Origin of the sequence: Bacillus cereus group sp. MG4 (genome assembly GCF_040460055.1) — a bacterium.
GTDB classification, from domain to species: Bacteria; Bacillota; Bacilli; order Bacillales; family Bacillaceae_G; genus Bacillus_A; species Bacillus_A wiedmannii.
On the sequence record NZ_JARVGZ010000001.1, the window covers coordinates 3,665,001 to 3,682,500 of the forward strand.

Sequence of the window (17,500 nt, forward strand, 5' to 3'; positions counted from 1 at the left end):
CTAGTGATCGATAGTGAACCAGTACCGTGAGGGAAAGGTGAAAAGCACCCCGGAAGGGGAGTGAAAGAGATCCTGAAACCGTGTGCCTACAAATAGTCAGAGCCCGTTAATGGGTGATGGCGTGCCTTTTGTAGAATGAACCGGCGAGTTACGATCCCGTGCGAGGTTAAGCTGAAGAGGCGGAGCCGCAGCGAAAGCGAGTCTGAATAGGGCGTTTAGTACGTGGTCGTAGACCCGAAACCAGGTGATCTACCCATGTCCAGGGTGAAGTTCAGGTAACACTGAATGGAGGCCCGAACCCACGCACGTTGAAAAGTGCGGGGATGAGGTGTGGGTAGCGGAGAAATTCCAATCGAACCTGGAGATAGCTGGTTCTCCCCGAAATAGCTTTAGGGCTAGCCTTAAGTGTAAGAGTCTTGGAGGTAGAGCACTGATTGAACTAGGGGTCCTCATCGGATTACCGAATTCAGTCAAACTCCGAATGCCAATGACTTATCCTTAGGAGTCAGACTGCGAGTGATAAGATCCGTAGTCAAGAGGGAAACAGCCCAGATCGCCAGCTAAGGTCCCAAAGTGTGTATTAAGTGGAAAAGGATGTGGAGTTGCTTAGACAACTAGGATGTTGGCTTAGAAGCAGCCACCATTTAAAGAGTGCGTAATAGCTCACTAGTCGAGTGACTCTGCGCCGAAAATGTACCGGGGCTAAATACACCACCGAAGCTGCGAATTGATACCAATGGTATCAGTGGTAGGGGAGCGTTCTAAGTGCAGTGAAGTCAGACCGGAAGGACTGGTGGAGCGCTTAGAAGTGAGAATGCCGGTATGAGTAGCGAAAGACGGGTGAGAATCCCGTCCACCGAATGCCTAAGGTTTCCTGAGGAAGGCTCGTCCGCTCAGGGTTAGTCAGGACCTAAGCCGAGGCCGACAGGCGTAGGCGATGGACAACAGGTTGATATTCCTGTACCACCTCTTTATCGTTTGAGCAATGGAGGGACGCAGAAGGATAGAAGAAGCGTGCGATTGGTTGTGCACGTCCAAGCAGTTAGGCTGATAAGTAGGCAAATCCGCTTATCGTGAAGGCTGAGCTGTGATGGGGAAGCTCCTTATGGAGCGAAGTCTTTGATTCCCCGCTGCCAAGAAAAGCTTCTAGCGAGATAAAAGGTGCCTGTACCGCAAACCGACACAGGTAGGCGAGGAGAGAATCCTAAGGTGTGCGAGAGAACTCTGGTTAAGGAACTCGGCAAAATGACCCCGTAACTTCGGGAGAAGGGGTGCTTTCTTAACGGAAAGCCGCAGTGAATAGGCCCAAGCGACTGTTTAGCAAAAACACAGGTCTCTGCGAAGCCGTAAGGCGAAGTATAGGGGCTGACACCTGCCCGGTGCTGGAAGGTTAAGGAGAGGGGTTAGCGTAAGCGAAGCTCTGAACTGAAGCCCCAGTAAACGGCGGCCGTAACTATAACGGTCCTAAGGTAGCGAAATTCCTTGTCGGGTAAGTTCCGACCCGCACGAAAGGTGTAACGATTTGGGCACTGTCTCAACCAGAGACTCGGTGAAATTATAGTACCTGTGAAGATGCAGGTTACCCGCGACAGGACGGAAAGACCCCGTGGAGCTTTACTGTAGCCTGATATTGAATTTTGGTACAGTTTGTACAGGATAGGCGGGAGCCATTGAAACCGGAGCGCTAGCTTCGGTGGAGGCGCTGGTGGGATACCGCCCTGACTGTATTGAAATTCTAACCTACGGGTCTTATCGACCCGGGAGACAGTGTCAGGTGGGCAGTTTGACTGGGGCGGTCGCCTCCTAAAGTGTAACGGAGGCGCCCAAAGGTTCCCTCAGAATGGTTGGAAATCATTCGTAGAGTGCAAAGGCATAAGGGAGCTTGACTGCGAGACCTACAAGTCGAGCAGGGACGAAAGTCGGGCTTAGTGATCCGGTGGTTCCGCATGGAAGGGCCATCGCTCAACGGATAAAAGCTACCCCGGGGATAACAGGCTTATCTCCCCCAAGAGTCCACATCGACGGGGAGGTTTGGCACCTCGATGTCGGCTCATCGCATCCTGGGGCTGTAGTCGGTCCCAAGGGTTGGGCTGTTCGCCCATTAAAGCGGTACGCGAGCTGGGTTCAGAACGTCGTGAGACAGTTCGGTCCCTATCCGTCGTGGGCGTAGGAAATTTGAGAGGAGCTGTCCTTAGTACGAGAGGACCGGGATGGACGCACCGCTGGTGTACCAGTTGTTCTGCCAAGGGCATAGCTGGGTAGCTATGTGCGGAAGGGATAAGTGCTGAAAGCATCTAAGCATGAAGCCCCCCTCAAGATGAGATTTCCCATAGCGTAAGCTAGTAAGATCCCTGAAAGATGATCAGGTTGATAGGTTCGAGGTGGAAGCATGGTGACATGTGGAGCTGACGAATACTAATAGATCGAGGACTTAACCATATAATATGAAGCAATGTTATCTAGTTTTGAAAGAATATAAAAAACTTGTTGACTTTAAAAGTTAAATAAGTTATGATGATTCTTGTCTTAAATGAATACAGTCTGGTAATGATGGCAGAGAGGTCACACCCGTTCCCATACCGAACACGGAAGTTAAGCTCTCTAGCGCCGATGGTAGTTGGGACCTTGTCCCTGTGAGAGTAGGACGTTGCCAGGCTATTTATATCATCGCGGGGTGGAGCAGCACGGTAGCTCGTCGGGCTCATAACCCGAAGGTCGCAGGTTCAAATCCTGTCCCCGCAACCAAATGGTCCCGTGGTGTAGTGGTTAACATGCCTGCCTGTCACGCAGGAGATCGCCGGTTCGACCCCGGTCGGGACCGCCATTTTATATAAAGAAAAGAACGAAACATGTTGTTTCGTATTTTTTTATTTGTTTTAACAAAAAACTAATAAAGACAGTCAAACTATCCTTAGGAAAACTCCTAAGGACTTTTTTATATATTCAAAACCTGTATAATAAAGAGCAGAGAACATTGTGAGTAAAGTAGGTGAAGTCTGTGAGTAAATATGAAATAACAACAAACTCTTCTGAGGAAACACAAAAATTATCAGAAAAACTAGGTGGACTTGTTGGGGCACAAGATGTAATTATTTTAGAAGGAGATCTAGGGGCTGGTAAGACAACTTTTACAAAAGGACTAGCAAAAGGTCTTGGAGTGAAAAGAGTTGTAAATAGTCCTACCTTTAATATTATTAAAGAATATAAAGGGAGATTGCCGCTATATCATATGGACGTGTATCGCTTAGCAGAAAGTGAAGAGGACTTAGGTTTTGATGAGTATTTCTACGGTGAAGGAATTACCGTAGTAGAATGGGCTCATTTAATAGAAGCATTTTTACCAAATGAGAAGTTACAAATTAGTTTATTCCATGCTGGAGATGATACAAGGAAAATTGTACTCGAGCCAATTGGAGATCGATATATTAGATTATGTGAGGAGCTATTACAAGATGAAAGTACTAGCAATTGACACTTCAAATTACGTAATGGGTGTATCCCTTATTGAGGAAGGAAACGTAATTGGTGAAATCATTACAAACTTAACAAAAAACCATTCTGTACGTCTTATGCCAGCTGTAGAGAAATTATTAAAAGAATGTGGTGTAAAACCGAAAGAATTAACTAAAATCGTTGTAGCTGCTGGACCTGGATCATATACAGGTGTTCGCATAGGTGTGACAGCTGCAAAAACATTAGCTTGGTCACTTCAAATACCAATTGTAGGTGTATCAAGTTTAGAAGTAGTGGCTGCAAACGGTGCTAATTTTGATGGATTAATCTGTCCTTTATTTGATGGAAGACGCGGACAAATTTATACTGGGTTATATACATATGAAGGAGAGCATTTAACTTCTATAGAAGAAGACCGAATCATCCTTATTGTAGACTGGTTGCAAATGTTAAAAGATACAGGAAAGCCTGTTTTATTTATTGGTAACGATGTTAAACTGCACAAAGAGACGATTATCGAACATTTAGGCGGCCAAGCTGTATTTGCTCCCTTCACTAAAAATAACCCAAGACCAAGTGAGTTAGCTTTCTTAGGGTTACAAAAAGAAGAACAAGATGTACATTCATTTGTTCCTAGTTATCTTCGTTTAGCTGAAGCTGAAACAAAGTGGTTAGAAAGTCAAAACAAGTAGGAGCTTGCAGAAGATGGATATGATATTTAGAAAGATGGAACTCGATGATATCGCTCAAATTGTAGCTATTGAAGAAGCGTCTTTTTCAACTCCTTGGACTGCAGATGCCTTTCACCGTGAGTTAACGACGAATGAACATGCACATTATGTTGTGCTAGAAAAAGATGGTCGTGTAATTGGATATTGTGGATTGTGGATAATTATTGATGAATCACATATAACAAATGTAGCTATTTTGCCAGAATACAGAGGTCAAAAGCTAGGGGATGCTTTATTGAAAGAAGTTATTTCCGAAGCGAAAGATTTAGGGGTAAAAACAATGACACTTGAAGTACGTGTATCAAATGAAGTAGCAAAACAGTTATACAGAAAATACGGATTTCAAAATGGTGGAATTCGTAAACGATACTATGCAGACAATCAGGAAGATGGTCTCGTAATGTGGGTGAATATATAATGGAAAAAAATACAATTATACTTGGTATTGAAACAAGTTGTGATGAAACAGCAGTAGCAGTTGTTAAAAATGGAACGGAAATTATTGCGAATGTCGTTGCATCACAAATTGAAAGTCATAAACGTTTTGGTGGAGTTGTACCAGAGATTGCATCCCGTCATCATGTAGAAGAAATTACAGTTGTGTTAGAAGAAGCTTTAAAAGAAGCAAATATTACATTTGATGATATTGATGCAATTGCTGTAACAGAAGGACCTGGGTTAGTAGGAGCGCTTTTAATAGGGGTAAATGCAGCGAAAGCAGTGGCTTTTGCACATGATATTCCTCTAGTGGGTGTTCATCATATCGCTGGGCACATTTATGCGAACCGTTTAGTAAAAGAAGTTCAATTCCCACTAATATCACTTGTTGTATCTGGTGGACATACGGAGCTTGTTTATATGAAAGAACATGGTTCATTCGAAGTGATTGGTGAAACAAGAGATGATGCAGCTGGAGAGGCATATGATAAAGTAGCTCGAACGTTATCCATGCCATATCCAGGTGGTCCTCACATTGATCGCCTTGCACATGAAGGAGAACCGACAATCGATTTGCCTCGTGCATGGCTAGAACCTGATTCGTATGATTTCAGTTTCAGTGGATTGAAATCAGCAGTTATCAACACTGTGCATAACGCGAAACAACGCGGGATAGAAATTGCACCGGAAGATTTAGCAGCAAGTTTCCAAGCGAGTGTAATAGATGTGCTTGTAACGAAAGCATCTCGTGCAGCAGAAGCGTATAACGTAAAGCAACTGCTTCTTGCTGGTGGAGTAGCTGCGAATAAAGGACTTCGCGCACGTTTGGAAGCGGAATTTGCGACAAAAGAAAATATCGAGCTAATTATTCCTCCACTATCTTTATGTACCGATAATGCAGCGATGATTGCAGCCGCAGGTACAATTGCATATGAACAAGGAAAACGTGCTACATTAGCTTTAAATGCAAATCCAGGATTAGATATTGAAGAATAGTTATGCACAAAATTAACCACAGCTTGTGGATAAAACCCATATTATCTGTTGATAATGTGGGTTTTATTGTGTATATAAAATGTGGATAATTTTTTTGTGAATTGTGGATAATGTGGAAAAGTTATTTTGGAGTTTATTTTATAAAGGTGGATATGTGTATAAACCTGTGGATAAAGTAGATGAAGTCTGACCTTTGAATGTATTCTTTTTTGGGAAATAAATCGCAAGAAGATATCTCTAAAAAACATTTTGGAATGTGCCCTTATTATAGGGGCGAACTAACATTGTCAAACTTTGTCGGTAAATCGGTATGTCGTGTCGAATCGTTTATACCCCAGCTAGAAGATAAAAAGGATGTCGCATAGTCAAAAATCCCGACTTATGAGACATCCTTCTTATTCATACTCTTATAAATGTAATTCTTCCCATTCTGCCATACAAGCATCAAGTTGCTCTTGTAGTGTTTGTTTTTTCGTTGTAATTTCACTAGCCTTTTCATAATCTGCGTATATTTCTGGTAAGCAAAGTTGATCTTCTAACGTAGCAATTTCTTCTTCAAATTCTACAATATTTTGTTCTAGTTCCTCAATTTTTCGAGTGCGTTGACGTTCTAATTGTTTACGCTCTTTTTCTTCGAGATAATTTAATTTCTCTTGAGCTACAGTTTTTTGAACAGGTGCTTGGTTTTCTTGCTGTTCTTGTTGTTCAAATGCTGCACGTTCAATCATTTCATTTTTCTTCTCCACATAGTAATCGTAATCGCCTAAATACTCTTGTGCACCTTCTGTTGACAACTCAACAACGGTCGTCGTTACACGATTAATAAAGTAGCGGTCATGTGAAACAAATAGAAGGGTGCCTGGATAATCAATTAAAGCATTCTCCAAAATTTCTTTACTATTTAAATCAAGATGGTTCGTAGGTTCATCGAGAATTAATAAATTTGATTTTTGCATCATAAGTTTTGCAAGAGCTAATCGAGCTTTTTGTCCACCACTAAGAGAAGATACTGGTTTTAGTACATCATCCCCTGTGAATAAGAAGTTACCTAATATCGTGCGAATTTCTTTTTCGGATTGCAATGGATATTCATCCCATAACTCATTTAAAACTCGCTTAGAAGATGTTAAGTTTGCTTGTTCTTGATCATAATAACCAACAGATACATTGGATCCGAAAGAAACATCACCATTTAATAGTGGTAACTTATTCACAAGTGATTTTAATAATGTGGATTTCCCAATTCCGTTTGGACCAACTAAAGCAACGCTATCCCCGCGAGTTAAGCGCATAGTTACATGTTCAATAATCGGATCATCATCATAGCCGATAGTTGCATCCTTTACTTGTAAAACATCATTTCCACTTTGTTTTTCGATATCGAAGTGGAAGGATGCTGACTTAGAATCACCTAATGGTCTAGTCAATAATTCCATTCTATCTAATTGTTTACGACGGCTTTGAGCACGTTTTGTAGTAGATGCGCGCGCTATATTTTTTTGAACGAAATCCTCAAGCTTAGCGATTTCATCTTGTTGTTTTTCATAACGTTTCATGTCTTGCTCGTATAATGCTGATTTTAAGTCTAAATATTTACTGTAGTTACCAACAAATCGTCTGCTTTCTTTATTCGAAATTTCATATACTTGTGTAACGAGTTTATCCAAGAAATAACGGTCATGGGAAACGATTAGTATTGCGCCAGGATAGCCTTGTAAATATTGTTCAAGCCATGTTAATGTTTCGATGTCTAAATGGTTTGTAGGCTCGTCCAAAATAAGTAGGTCTGGTTTCGTTAATAATAATTTACCGAGAGCTAATCGTGTTTTTTGTCCACCGCTTAATGTAGAAATCGTCGTCTGGTGCGTTTCAACTGGGAAGCCAAGACCACTTAAAATCGAGCGAATATCTGCTTCATATTGATATCCACCTTGATCTTTATAATCTAATTGCAATTGGTCATAATCAGCTAATAACCTTTCATATGTAGCCTCGTTTGAAAAGTTTTCTTCTTTTCCCATCTCTTGCTCTAGCCTTCGAAGTTTTGTCTCCATTTGCTGCAAGTGTGTAAAGACGGTTAACATTTCATCCCAAATTGTTAAAGACGTTTCTAACCCGGTATTTTGAGCTAAATATCCGATTGAGACATCTTTTGGTTTTATAATTTCGCCACCATCATGGGATAGCTCACCAGCTATTATTTTTAATAATGTAGATTTTCCGGCCCCATTTCGTCCGACTAATGCGATACGATCTTTCGTTTGAACTTCCAATTTTATGTTTGCAAGAATCGTTTCTGCACCGTATAATTTCGTAAGCGCGTTTACTTGTAATAAAATCAATGTTTTCACCTCAAATAATTTCTTAACTTTGCCATGTTTATATTTCTCAATCATACTAAAAATAGTGTATAGTTTAAAATAAAGAGAGAATACTTCTTCTCTTTATTATACAGGGAAATTCATGAGTGCTAAACTTCTGTATTTGATTCAAGTATATGAATAAAGATAGGAAGAGAGGAGAGGTTATATGGAGCAGCAAAAAATTCCACAGGCCACTGCCAAACGATTGCCTCTATACTATCGATTTATCCAAAACTTATCTCTTTCTGGTAAGCAACGTGTTTCATCAGCCGAATTGAGCGAAGCGGTAAAAGTTGATTCCGCAACGATTCGAAGAGATTTTTCATATTTTGGAGCGTTAGGGAAAAAAGGTTATGGATATAACGTAAATTATTTATTATCATTTTTCCGTGAAACACTCGACCAAGATGATATAACACGTGTAGCACTTATTGGAGTAGGTAATTTAGGGACCGCTTTCTTACATTATAATTTCACGAAAAACAATAATACAAAAATTGAAATGGCGTTTGATGTTAGTGAAGAGAAAGTCGGGACAGAAATCGGGGGCATTCCTGTATATCATTTAGATGAATTAGAAGAACGTTTATCAACTGATATACAAGTGGCAATATTAACAGTACCCGCTACAGTAGCACAATCTGTAGCAGATAGATTGGCAGAAACGAACGTGCATGGTATTTTAAATTTCACACCAGCGCGCTTAAATGTGTCAGATAATATAAGAATTCACCATATTGATTTAGCGGTAGAGTTACAAACACTTGTTTACTTTTTAAAGAATTATCCACAATAAAACGCAGAGGAAGCGACCTCTGCGTTTTATTATTGTTTTTTCTTTGTGAATTTAACTAAGATAAGGCGAAGTGCCAAATTAAAATCAATTGTTGCCATAACTGAAAATAGTATTGTCCACATATTCCAGATTGTATCTGTTACGTTCGTAATGGCGAAGCGTGTAAAGATACATCCTAGAAGGAAGTACAATGCAGCCATGAACAATGGTGAGTTCCTCATACTAAAAATCCTCCGATAAAGCCTTGCATTTTTTCAGCTTCTTTAATCATTTCTTGAATTTGTTCATTGCTCATTAAAACTTGAGCAACTGCAACTAATGTATTCATTGCAACATGAGCTGCGATAGGGACGATAATACGCTTCGTTTTTACATATAAAAAGGCGAATACGAGTCCCATAGAAGTGTATACCAATAAGTGAGTGAAATCAAAATGAATTGCTGCGAATACAAGAGAACTAATGATAGCAGCAATAAAGAAGTTAAACTTCTTATAAAGTGTACCAAATAAAATTTTTCTAAATACGATTTCTTCCAAAATAGGTCCTATTATAGAGATAACGATAAGGAACCAAGGTGTCGTTTTTGCGATATCCATAAGTCTTGCTGTATTTTCTGATCCAGGTTTAATTCCTAATACACGCATTTCTATCATACCGGCAATACTTTGTGAGAAAAATGCTAGGAAGAACCCGATAAAAATCCAACCAATCGTAGCTGGAACAGTAGAGCGCATTGTATCTAAACGTCTGTCACGAATATCTGTTCTAAGTAACCAAAGTACGATACATAATGCAATAAAGAAGCTAATGATTGCCCAGTGGCCAGTTATGAGTTGAAATTTCTCTTCTCTAGTAAATCCCCTGTTATCATAAAGTCCAGTTTTCAGAAGAAGTGGTAATCCAGCAATGGATGATAACTGCATTAAAATGTATGTAACGATAACCCACCAATATTGTTTTTTCAAATGGTTTAACCATCCTTTCTAACTCTAGTGTATGAGATAAGGTAGGATAACATGTAAATATGCTACCTACGATATAAACCTCGCTTAAATTATGTTTTTTTCGTAAATCCTTATTTGAAATTATAATAGAAGACAGGAGAAAGTTGTGTGTATAGCGAAAACAATTTAGGGTGTCCTTTCATATTGTAACATACGATTAGTGGAAACAACGATTCATATAGTAAAGGTAGAAGAAGAGGGACTCTATATAGAAAAGTGTATAGCTTAATTTGCGAAAAAATTATGATTTTTTTACTTGCAAAAGAAATTGAGATTATTTATTATTATAAGTGTGTTAGCACTCGAGTGACTTGAGTGCTAATAAATAAAATTTACATAACAAAATGAGGAGGTTATTGTTCATGCTAAAGCCATTAGGTGATCGCGTTGTAATTGAGCTTGTTCAAGCAGAAGAAAAAACAGCAAGTGGTATTGTATTACCAGACACTGCAAAAGAAAAACCACAAGAGGGTAAAGTTATTGCAGTAGGTACTGGTCGAGTGCTTGAAAATGGTGAGCGTGTTGCTTTAGAGGTAGCAGCAGGTGATCTTATCATCTTCTCAAAATATGCAGGTACTGAAGTAAAATACGAAGGTGCTGACTACTTGATTTTACGTGAAAGTGACATTTTAGCAGTTATCGGTTAATTATATAAATCTTAAAAAATTCAAGGGGGTCAATTATTATGGCAAAAGATATTAAATTTAGTGAAGAAGCACGTCGTTCGATGCTTCGCGGTGTCGACACTCTTGCAAACGCAGTAAAAGTAACGCTTGGACCAAAAGGTCGTAACGTTGTACTTGAGAAAAAATTTGGTTCACCACTTATTACAAATGACGGTGTAACAATCGCAAAAGAAATCGAATTAGAAGATGCATTCGAAAATATGGGTGCAAAATTAGTAGCAGAAGTTGCTAGCAAAACAAATGATGTAGCTGGTGACGGAACAACAACTGCAACTGTATTAGCACAAGCTATGATTCGTGAAGGTCTTAAAAACGTAACAGCTGGTGCGAACCCAATGGGTCTTCGTAAAGGTATCGAAAAAGCTGTTACTGCTGCAATTGCAGAATTAAAAGAGATTTCTAAACCAATCGAAGGTAAATCTTCTATCGCACAAGTAGCTGCTATTTCTGCAGCTGACGAAGAAGTAGGTCAATTAATCGCTGAAGCAATGGAGCGCGTTGGTAACGACGGCGTTATTACTTTAGAAGAATCTAAAGGATTTACAACAGAATTAGACGTAGTAGAAGGTATGCAATTTGATCGTGGATATGCATCTCCTTACATGATTACTGATTCTGACAAAATGGAAGCAGTTCTTGATAACCCATACATCTTAATTACTGATAAGAAGATTTCTAACATCCAAGAAATCTTACCAGTATTAGAGCAAGTGGTACAACAAGGTAAACCACTTCTTATCATCGCTGAAGACGTAGAAGGCGAAGCTTTAGCTACATTAGTAGTGAACAAACTTCGTGGTACATTCAATGTAGTAGCTGTTAAAGCTCCTGGATTTGGTGACCGTCGTAAAGCAATGCTAGAAGATATCGCAATCTTAACTGGTGGCGAAGTAATCACTGAAGAATTAGGTCGTGATTTAAAATCTGCTACAATTGAATCTTTAGGACGCGCTGGTAAAGTTGTTGTAACGAAAGAAAACACAACTGTAGTTGAAGGTATCGGAAATTCACAACAAATCGAAGCTCGCATCGGTCAAATCCGCGCGCAATTAGAAGAAACTACTTCTGAATTCGATCGTGAAAAATTACAAGAGCGTCTTGCAAAACTTGCAGGTGGCGTAGCAGTAATTAAAGTAGGTGCAGCAACTGAAACTGAGTTAAAAGAGCGCAAACTTCGCATTGAAGATGCACTTAACTCAACTCGTGCAGCAGTAGAAGAAGGTATCGTTGCAGGTGGTGGTACTTCACTTATGAACGTATACACGAAAGTAGCTTCTATCGTAGCTGAAGGCGACGAAGCAACAGGTATCAACATCGTACTTCGCGCACTAGAAGAGCCAGTTCGTCAAATCGCAATCAACGCTGGTCTAGAAGGATCTGTAGTTGTAGAGCGTCTAAAAGGCGAAAAAGTAGGCGTTGGTTTCAACGCAGCTACTGGCGAGTGGGTTAACATGCTTGAAACTGGTATCGTAGATCCAGCTAAAGTAACTCGCTCTGCACTTCAAAACGCAGCATCTGTTGCAGCTATGTTCTTAACGACTGAAGCTGTAGTAGCTGACAAGCCAGAACCAAATGCACCAGCAATGCCTGACATGGGCGGCATGGGCATGGGCGGTATGGGCGGAATGATGTAATTCCGTTTGCTCGAAAAACATCCATTTCTATATAGAAATGGATGTTTTTTTATGTTTTTTAGAAAAGGAAATGAATTTCTGTAGAATTTTGTCGCTTTCTCTCTTGACCATATTGATACTTCATTGTTAGAATCTAGGAAGATAATATAAAACGATCCTTCATATATCCTCAAAGATAAGGTTTGAGAGTCTCTACCGGGTTACCGTAAACAACCTGACTATGAAGGCAGTGTGTCTTATATTTATAAAGAGCGGAGACTATCTTTCTTTATAAAGCCAGACCCCTGCCTTTTCTTTGTTATGAGACTAGAGGCGGAGGACTGGCTTTTTTTATTATATTAGTAATGCTTTTCGCCAAATTGGTGAAAATATTTATATACGAGAACTAACGTTGGGGTGATTATTTTGAAGAAGCAGCATGATACAATTATCGTTTTAGATTTTGGGAGTCAGTACAATCAGTTAATAGCACGTCGAATTCGTGAGTTTGGTGTATACAGTGAACTTCATCCACATACAATTACTGCAGAAGAAATTAAAGCAATGAATCCAAAAGGGATTATCTTCTCTGGTGGACCAAATAGTGTATACGGTGAAGGTGCATTACATTGTGATGAAAAAATCTTTGAACTAGGATTACCGATCTTCGGTATTTGTTACGGTATGCAGCTTATGACGCAACACTTCGGTGGTAAAGTAGAACGTGCAAACCACCGTGAGTACGGAAAAGCTGTTCTTAAAGTAGAGAACGAATCAAAATTATATGCGAATCTTCCAGAAGAGCAAGTTGTATGGATGAGCCATGGTGACTTAGTAACTGGTTTACCTGAAGGATTCGTAGTAGATGCAACAAGTGAGTCTTGTCCAATTGCTGGTATGAGCAATGAAGACAAAAACTTATACGGTGTACAATTCCACCCAGAAGTACGTCATTCTGAGCATGGTAACGATTTAATTAAAAACTTCGTATTCGGCGCATGTGGTTGTTCTGAAGGATGGAACATGGAGAACTTTATCGAAGTAGAATTAGAGAAAATCCGTGAAACTGTTGGAGACAAAAAAGTACTATGCGCACTTAGCGGCGGTGTAGACTCTTCTGTTGTAGCAGTATTAATTCATAAGGCAATCGGTGACCAATTAACATGTATTTTCGTTGACCACGGTTTACTTCGTAAAGGTGAAGCAGAAGGCGTTATGAAAACATTCAGCGAAGGTTTCCACATGAACGTTATTAAAGTGGATGCACAAGAACGCTTCATGAACAAGTTAAAAGGTGTAGAAGATCCAGAACAAAAACGTAAAATCATCGGTAATGAATTCATTTACGTATTTGATGATGAAGCTTCTAAATTACAAGGAATGGACTTCCTAGCGCAAGGTACACTTTATACAGACATCGTTGAAAGTGGTACAGCAACTGCACAAACAATTAAATCTCACCATAACGTTGGTGGTCTTCCAGAAGACATGCAGTTCAAATTAATTGAGCCTTTAAACACGTTATTTAAAGATGAAGTACGTGTATTAGGATCTGAACTAGGAATTCCTGATGAAATCGTATGGCGTCAACCATTCCCAGGTCCTGGTCTTGGTATTCGTGTATTAGGTGAAATTACAGAAGAGAAATTAGAAATCGTTCGTGAATCTGATGCGATTTTACGTGAAGAAATTATTAAAGCGGGCTTAGACCGTGAAGTTTGGCAATACTTCACTGCGCTTCCTGGTATGCGTAGCGTAGGTGTTATGGGTGACGAGCGTACTTACGATTACACAGTAGGTATCCGCGCAGTAACATCTATCGACGGTATGACAGCTGACTGGGCACGTATCCCTTGGGACGTATTAGAGAAAATCTCTGTACGTATCGTAAACGAAGTAAAACACGTTAACCGTATCGTGTATGATATAACAAGTAAGCCACCAGCAACTATTGAGTGGGAATAGTATTATAAAAAAAGATCCATCTATTGCTCATGCGTAGATGGATCTTTTGTGTTTTGCTCTTAATACGAACGAAAATACAAAAGTTTATAAAAATGTTCGTTTTTAAATTGACAAAACTACTTCATCGAGTTAATATGAGTATGTAATTCAAACGAAAAGTGAATATTATGCCGTCGTATAATATCGGGGATATGGCCCGAAAGTTTCTACCTAGCTACCGTAAATGGCTTGACTACGAGGCGTTTAGATAAAGATGAGGGGAAACTTGTCTTTATTCATAGAACGCTTCCATGTATATGCAATGGAAGCCTTTTTTATTTTTAATAGATAAAAGAGGGCTAGGGAGATTACGGCGAGTAATCATATAACGGGGGAAACGTAAGATGAAACGCTATTTTCAGTTTGATGAACTCGGCACAAATTATAAAACAGAGTTCATAGCAGGTTTAACGACATTTTTATCTATGGCTTATGTACTATTTGTCAATCCTGCTACGCTGTCACTTGGGAATGTTAAAGGGTTACCAGCAGGTACAGGAATGGATCCGGGTGCAGTATTCGTTGCTACAGCATTAGCAGCAGCGATTGGTTCGTTAATTATGGGAATATTCGCGAAGTATCCGATTGCTTTGGCGCCCGGTATGGGAATTAACGCGTTCTTTGCCTATACGGCAGTGTTAACGATGGGTATTCCATGGCAGACAGCAATTGCTGGAACGTTAATGTCAGGTATTATCTTTATTATTCTTACAGCTTCAGGTATTCGTGAAAAAATCATTAATGCAATTCCATCAGAGTTAAAGTTTGCAGTAGCGGCAGGTATCGGATTGTTCATTGCTTTCCTTGGATTCCAAAATGCCGGAATTATCGTGAAAAATGATGCTGTTCTTGTTGGATTGGGGGATTTAACAAAGGGCACAACGTTACTAGCAATCTTCGGGGTTGTTACGACAATCATCTTCATGATTAAGAAAGTTAATGGTGCGGTATTCTACGGGATGATTCTTACAGCAATCTTAGGAGTAGCAACAGGATTAATTGATACTCCAAAAGCTGTAGTGGGAGCAATACCGAGTCTAGAACCAACGTTCGGTGTGGCATTAACGCACTTCGGAGATATTTTCACTGTTCAAATGGTGATTGTTATTATAACGTTCTTCTTCATCGATTTCTTTGATACAGCAGGTACACTTGTAGCGGTTGCGAATCAAGCTGGATTAATGAAGAATAATAAATTACCACGTGCAGGAAAAGCATTATTTGCAGATGCGATTGCAACTGTAATTGGTGCGATCTTAGGTACATCAACAACAACGTCTTACATTGAATCTTCTGCTGGGGTAGCAGCGGGTGGACGTTCTGGATTTACAGCAGTTGTAACAGCAGGATTCTTCTTGTTGGCACTATTCTTCTCGCCATTATTAAGTGTTGTAACACCAGCTGTAACGGCACCAGCTTTAATTATTGTAGGAATCTTAATGGTTTCATCTTTAGGCGAAATTGATTGGAAGAAATTCGAGATTGCAGTACCAGCATTCTTTACAATCATTTCAATGCCGCTTACGTATAGTATTGCGACAGGGATTGCAATCGGGTTTATCTTCTATCCAATTACAATGGTAGTAAGTGGTCGTCGTAAAGAGATTCATCCAATTATGTATGTTATGGGAGTTTTATTCATACTATATTTCATCTACGTTCGTAAATAAAAGGGGTTTTTTGAAAGGTCTAGACTTAAGGGGAGTCTAGACCTTTTTTGCGTCTTCAGAAAATCTTAAGGATTTCCGAGCGTTTTTCTTCAGAAGTTTTCCTATAATAGAAGTTAGGGATTAAAAAAGTGATGGGGGAGATATTGTGGCACACGAAACAATACTTGTCGTAGATGATGAAAAAGAAATTCGAAATCTAATTACAATCTATTTAAAGAATGAAGGATATAAAGTATTGCAAGCAGGAGACGGAGAAGAAGGATTACGTTTACTAGAAGAAAATGAAGTACATCTAGTCGTATTAGATATTATGATGCCAAAGGTAGATGGTATTCATATGTGTATGAAAGTAAGAGAATCGAAAGAAATGCCAATTATTATGCTTTCTGCGAAAACGCAAGATATGGATAAAATTTTAGGATTAACAACAGGTGCAGATGATTACGTAACGAAACCATTTAATCCGTTAGAGTTAATCGCGAGAATTAAATCTCAGTTACGTCGTTATATGAAGATGAATGGTTTTGCTATTCAAAATGAGGACGAGTTAGAAATTGGAGAGATGAAAATAAACATCTCAACCCATAAAGTCATTGTGGATGGAGAGGAAGTGAAACTGACGCCAAGGGAATTTTCGATTTTAGAATTACTAGCTCGTAATCCGGGTATGGTCTTTAGCGCGGAACAAATTTATGAAAAGGTTTGGAACGAAAGGTCTTTTCAGTCGGATAACACTGTAATGGTCCATATTAGGAAAGTGCGTGAAAAGATTGAAGAGAATCCAAGGAAGCCAATATATATAAAAACAGTATGGGGAGTGGGGTATAAGATTGAAAAAGATATTTAATCCATTTACTTATGTTAGGAAATTTCGAGAGTTAATCGGAAAGCTAGTGAAGAGTGTGAAACGGAGTGTGCGGATTCAACTTATTACTGCATTCACTGCTTGTGCGTTATTAGGGATTTTGTCAGCGAAGGCAGCAGCGCCGTTTTTTGAGAATGCGAATCGAGAGGCGACGATTGATTATCGGACTGGTATGGAACAAATTAACCAACAAGCACAAAGTGTGGCAAATAGTTCAGTTCATGAAAATAAATTAGAAGCTATATCAAGTATGATTGAAATAGAGAATCAAAATTTAGAACAAAACTCTAGAGCTTTAAAAGTATTAGTTACTGACGAGAGTGGTAAAGTTTTATATAAAACGAAGCAGGCACAAGAAGAACAAATTGATTTGCATAATACAATTCGTAATGCATCATCGTTTGCGATTAATTATATGAATGGTAGAAAAGAATTTGAAAGTACGAGAAAAGAATTTATAGCCTTTGCGCCTATTACAATAGAAGATAAGAATTTATACATGTTTGTTAGTGGGATTCCAGAAGGTGAAGTAATATATGATACGCAAGAAGGACCGTTTCCATTTTTCATAGGTATACTCGTATTCATTTTCTCTTTCTTCTATATAACAAAGAGAAAGATGAAGCAAATTGAAGCGATGGCACAAGGTGTAAAGGAAATAGAAAAAGGAAACTTAGCGTACCGTATTGAGAAAAAAGGTGAAGATGAGATTGCGTCCTTAACTGAGAATATTAATAATATGGCGGAAGAGCTTATGAATAATATAGAAAAGGAACGTAAATTAGAGAAGCAAAAGAATGAGCTTATTACGAATGTATCACACGATTTACGTACACCACTGACTTCTATAATGGGTTACTTGCGATTACTTCGAGATTC

Annotated in this window: 14 protein-coding genes, 2 tRNA genes, 2 rRNA genes and 2 riboswitches (2 of these 20 only partly in view); of the genes, 15 read left to right on the forward strand and 3 right to left on the reverse strand. The window is 39.3% G+C overall.

Translation table 11 applies throughout. The annotated features are described in order from the left end of the window. The 8 genes from QCI41_RS19400 to tsaD form a co-directional block, all read left to right on the forward strand. Positions 1-2,439 (forward strand): 23S ribosomal RNA (locus QCI41_RS19400) (it extends 483 nt beyond the left edge of the window). 101 nt (positions 2,440-2,540) lie between these two features. Beyond that, positions 2,541-2,656 (forward strand): 5S ribosomal RNA (gene rrf, locus QCI41_RS19405). Positions 2,657-2,668: 12 nt separating this feature from the next. Further along, a tRNA-Met gene (locus QCI41_RS19410) sits at positions 2,669-2,745 on the forward strand. Between the two features lie 3 nt (positions 2,746-2,748). Next, positions 2,749-2,824, forward strand: a tRNA-Asp gene (locus QCI41_RS19415). 174 nt (positions 2,825-2,998) lie between these two features. Beyond that, a complete protein-coding gene (gene tsaE, locus QCI41_RS19420) occupies positions 2,999-3,472 on the forward strand; it encodes a tRNA (adenosine(37)-N6)-threonylcarbamoyltransferase complex ATPase subunit type 1 TsaE (protein ID WP_353836900.1) in 474 nt (157 codons plus the stop codon). After that, the gene (gene tsaB, locus QCI41_RS19425; protein WP_000865748.1) at positions 3,453-4,145 is read left to right on the forward strand and encodes a tRNA (adenosine(37)-N6)-threonylcarbamoyltransferase complex dimerization subunit type 1 TsaB; all 693 of its coding nucleotides are present in this window, start codon (positions 3,453-3,455) and stop codon (positions 4,143-4,145) included. Before tsaE ends, tsaB begins: the two co-directional genes overlap by 20 nt. A 13-nt stretch (positions 4,146-4,158) precedes the next feature. Next, positions 4,159-4,602 carry a ribosomal protein S18-alanine N-acetyltransferase gene (gene rimI / locus QCI41_RS19430; protein ID WP_000367200.1) on the forward strand — a complete coding sequence of 148 codons (444 nt, stop codon included), beginning with the start codon at positions 4,159-4,161 and terminating at the stop codon, positions 4,600-4,602. After that, positions 4,602-5,618 carry a tRNA (adenosine(37)-N6)-threonylcarbamoyltransferase complex transferase subunit TsaD gene (gene tsaD / locus QCI41_RS19435; RefSeq protein WP_060486366.1) on the forward strand — a complete coding sequence of 339 codons (1,017 nt, stop codon included), beginning with the start codon at positions 4,602-4,604 and terminating at the stop codon, positions 5,616-5,618. Before rimI ends, tsaD begins: the two co-directional genes overlap by 1 nt. Before the next feature lie 407 nt (positions 5,619-6,025). Here the strand turns inward: tsaD and QCI41_RS19440 are convergent, their stop codons facing one another. After that, positions 6,026-7,960, reverse strand: coding sequence for an ABC-F family ATP-binding cassette domain-containing protein (locus tag QCI41_RS19440; RefSeq protein WP_353836899.1), 1,935 nt, complete (start codon positions 7,958-7,960; stop codon positions 6,026-6,028). Positions 7,961-8,147: 187 nt separating this feature from the next. On the opposite strand from QCI41_RS19440, the gene QCI41_RS19445 reads away from it, so the two are divergent. After that, positions 8,148-8,777, forward strand: a complete 630-nt coding sequence (locus QCI41_RS19445) for a redox-sensing transcriptional repressor Rex (RefSeq protein WP_000437704.1) — start codon at positions 8,148-8,150, stop codon at positions 8,775-8,777. Positions 8,778-8,806: 29 nt separating this feature from the next. Here QCI41_RS19445 and QCI41_RS19450 read toward each other — a convergent pair whose 3' ends face one another. Together QCI41_RS19450 and QCI41_RS19455 are read right to left on the reverse strand one after the other, a co-directional pair. Next, positions 8,807-8,998, reverse strand: coding sequence for a YdiK family protein (locus tag QCI41_RS19450; protein WP_075396321.1), 192 nt, complete (start codon positions 8,996-8,998; stop codon positions 8,807-8,809). Then, positions 8,995-9,744: a CPBP family intramembrane glutamic endopeptidase gene (locus QCI41_RS19455; RefSeq protein WP_087981823.1), complete on the reverse strand. Its 750-nt coding sequence runs from the start codon at positions 9,742-9,744 to the stop codon at positions 8,995-8,997. The genes QCI41_RS19450 and QCI41_RS19455 overlap by 4 nt, the downstream gene beginning before the upstream one ends. Positions 9,745-10,145: 401 nt before the next feature. On the opposite strand from QCI41_RS19455, the gene groES reads away from it, so the two are divergent. The 6 genes from groES to QCI41_RS19485 form a co-directional block, all read left to right on the forward strand. After that, the gene (gene groES, locus QCI41_RS19460) at positions 10,146-10,430 is read left to right on the forward strand and encodes a co-chaperone GroES (protein ID WP_046960187.1); all 285 of its coding nucleotides are present in this window, start codon (positions 10,146-10,148) and stop codon (positions 10,428-10,430) included. 38 nt (positions 10,431-10,468) lie between these two features. Further along, a complete protein-coding gene (gene groL, locus QCI41_RS19465) occupies positions 10,469-12,103 on the forward strand; it encodes a chaperonin GroEL (protein WP_001029984.1) in 1,635 nt (544 codons plus the stop codon). Positions 12,104-12,242: 139 nt separating this feature from the next. Next, positions 12,243-12,344, forward strand: a riboswitch (purine riboswitch). A 164-nt stretch (positions 12,345-12,508) separates the two neighbouring features. Beyond that, positions 12,509-14,047, forward strand: a complete 1,539-nt coding sequence (guaA, locus tag QCI41_RS19470; RefSeq protein WP_000743912.1) for a glutamine-hydrolyzing GMP synthase — start codon at positions 12,509-12,511, stop codon at positions 14,045-14,047. A 153-nt stretch (positions 14,048-14,200) separates the two neighbouring features. Beyond that, a riboswitch (purine riboswitch) is annotated at positions 14,201-14,302 on the forward strand. 128 nt (positions 14,303-14,430) lie between these two features. Further along, entirely contained in the window at positions 14,431-15,756 is a 1,326-nt protein-coding gene (locus QCI41_RS19475; RefSeq protein ID WP_353836898.1) for an NCS2 family permease, read from the forward strand. 145 nt (positions 15,757-15,901) lie between these two features. After that, on the forward strand, positions 15,902-16,603 hold the full coding sequence (locus QCI41_RS19480; RefSeq protein ID WP_000929889.1) for a response regulator transcription factor: 702 nt from the start codon (positions 15,902-15,904) through the stop codon (positions 16,601-16,603). Beyond that, positions 16,587-17,500 carry the 5' portion of a sensor histidine kinase gene (locus tag QCI41_RS19485; protein ID WP_353836897.1) on the forward strand. It continues 592 nt past the right edge of the window, so the window shows 914 of its 1,506 coding nt (coding positions 1-914); its start codon is at positions 16,587-16,589; its stop codon lies beyond the right edge, outside the window. Before QCI41_RS19480 ends, QCI41_RS19485 begins: the two co-directional genes overlap by 17 nt.

What these genes read in the sequence shown, in the direction of transcription:
- tsaB (WP_000865748.1), top strand. Translation starts at nt 3,453, where the DNA reads ATGAAAGTACTAGCAATTGACACTTCAAATTACGTAATGGGTGTATCC.
- rimI (WP_000367200.1), top strand. Translation starts at nt 4,159, where the DNA reads ATGGATATGATATTTAGAAAGATGGAACTCGATGATATCGCTCAAATT.
- tsaD (WP_060486366.1), top strand. Translation starts at nt 4,602, where the DNA reads ATGGAAAAAAATACAATTATACTTGGTATTGAAACAAGTTGTGATGAA.
- QCI41_RS19445 (WP_000437704.1), top strand. Translation starts at nt 8,148, where the DNA reads ATGGAGCAGCAAAAAATTCCACAGGCCACTGCCAAACGATTGCCTCTA.
- QCI41_RS19450 (WP_075396321.1), bottom strand. Translation starts at nt 8,998, where the DNA reads ATGAGGAACTCACCATTGTTCATGGCTGCATTGTACTTCCTTCTAGGA.
- groES (WP_046960187.1), top strand. Translation starts at nt 10,146, where the DNA reads ATGCTAAAGCCATTAGGTGATCGCGTTGTAATTGAGCTTGTTCAAGCA.
- groL (WP_001029984.1), top strand. Translation starts at nt 10,469, where the DNA reads ATGGCAAAAGATATTAAATTTAGTGAAGAAGCACGTCGTTCGATGCTT.
- QCI41_RS19475 (WP_353836898.1), top strand. Translation starts at nt 14,431, where the DNA reads ATGAAACGCTATTTTCAGTTTGATGAACTCGGCACAAATTATAAAACA.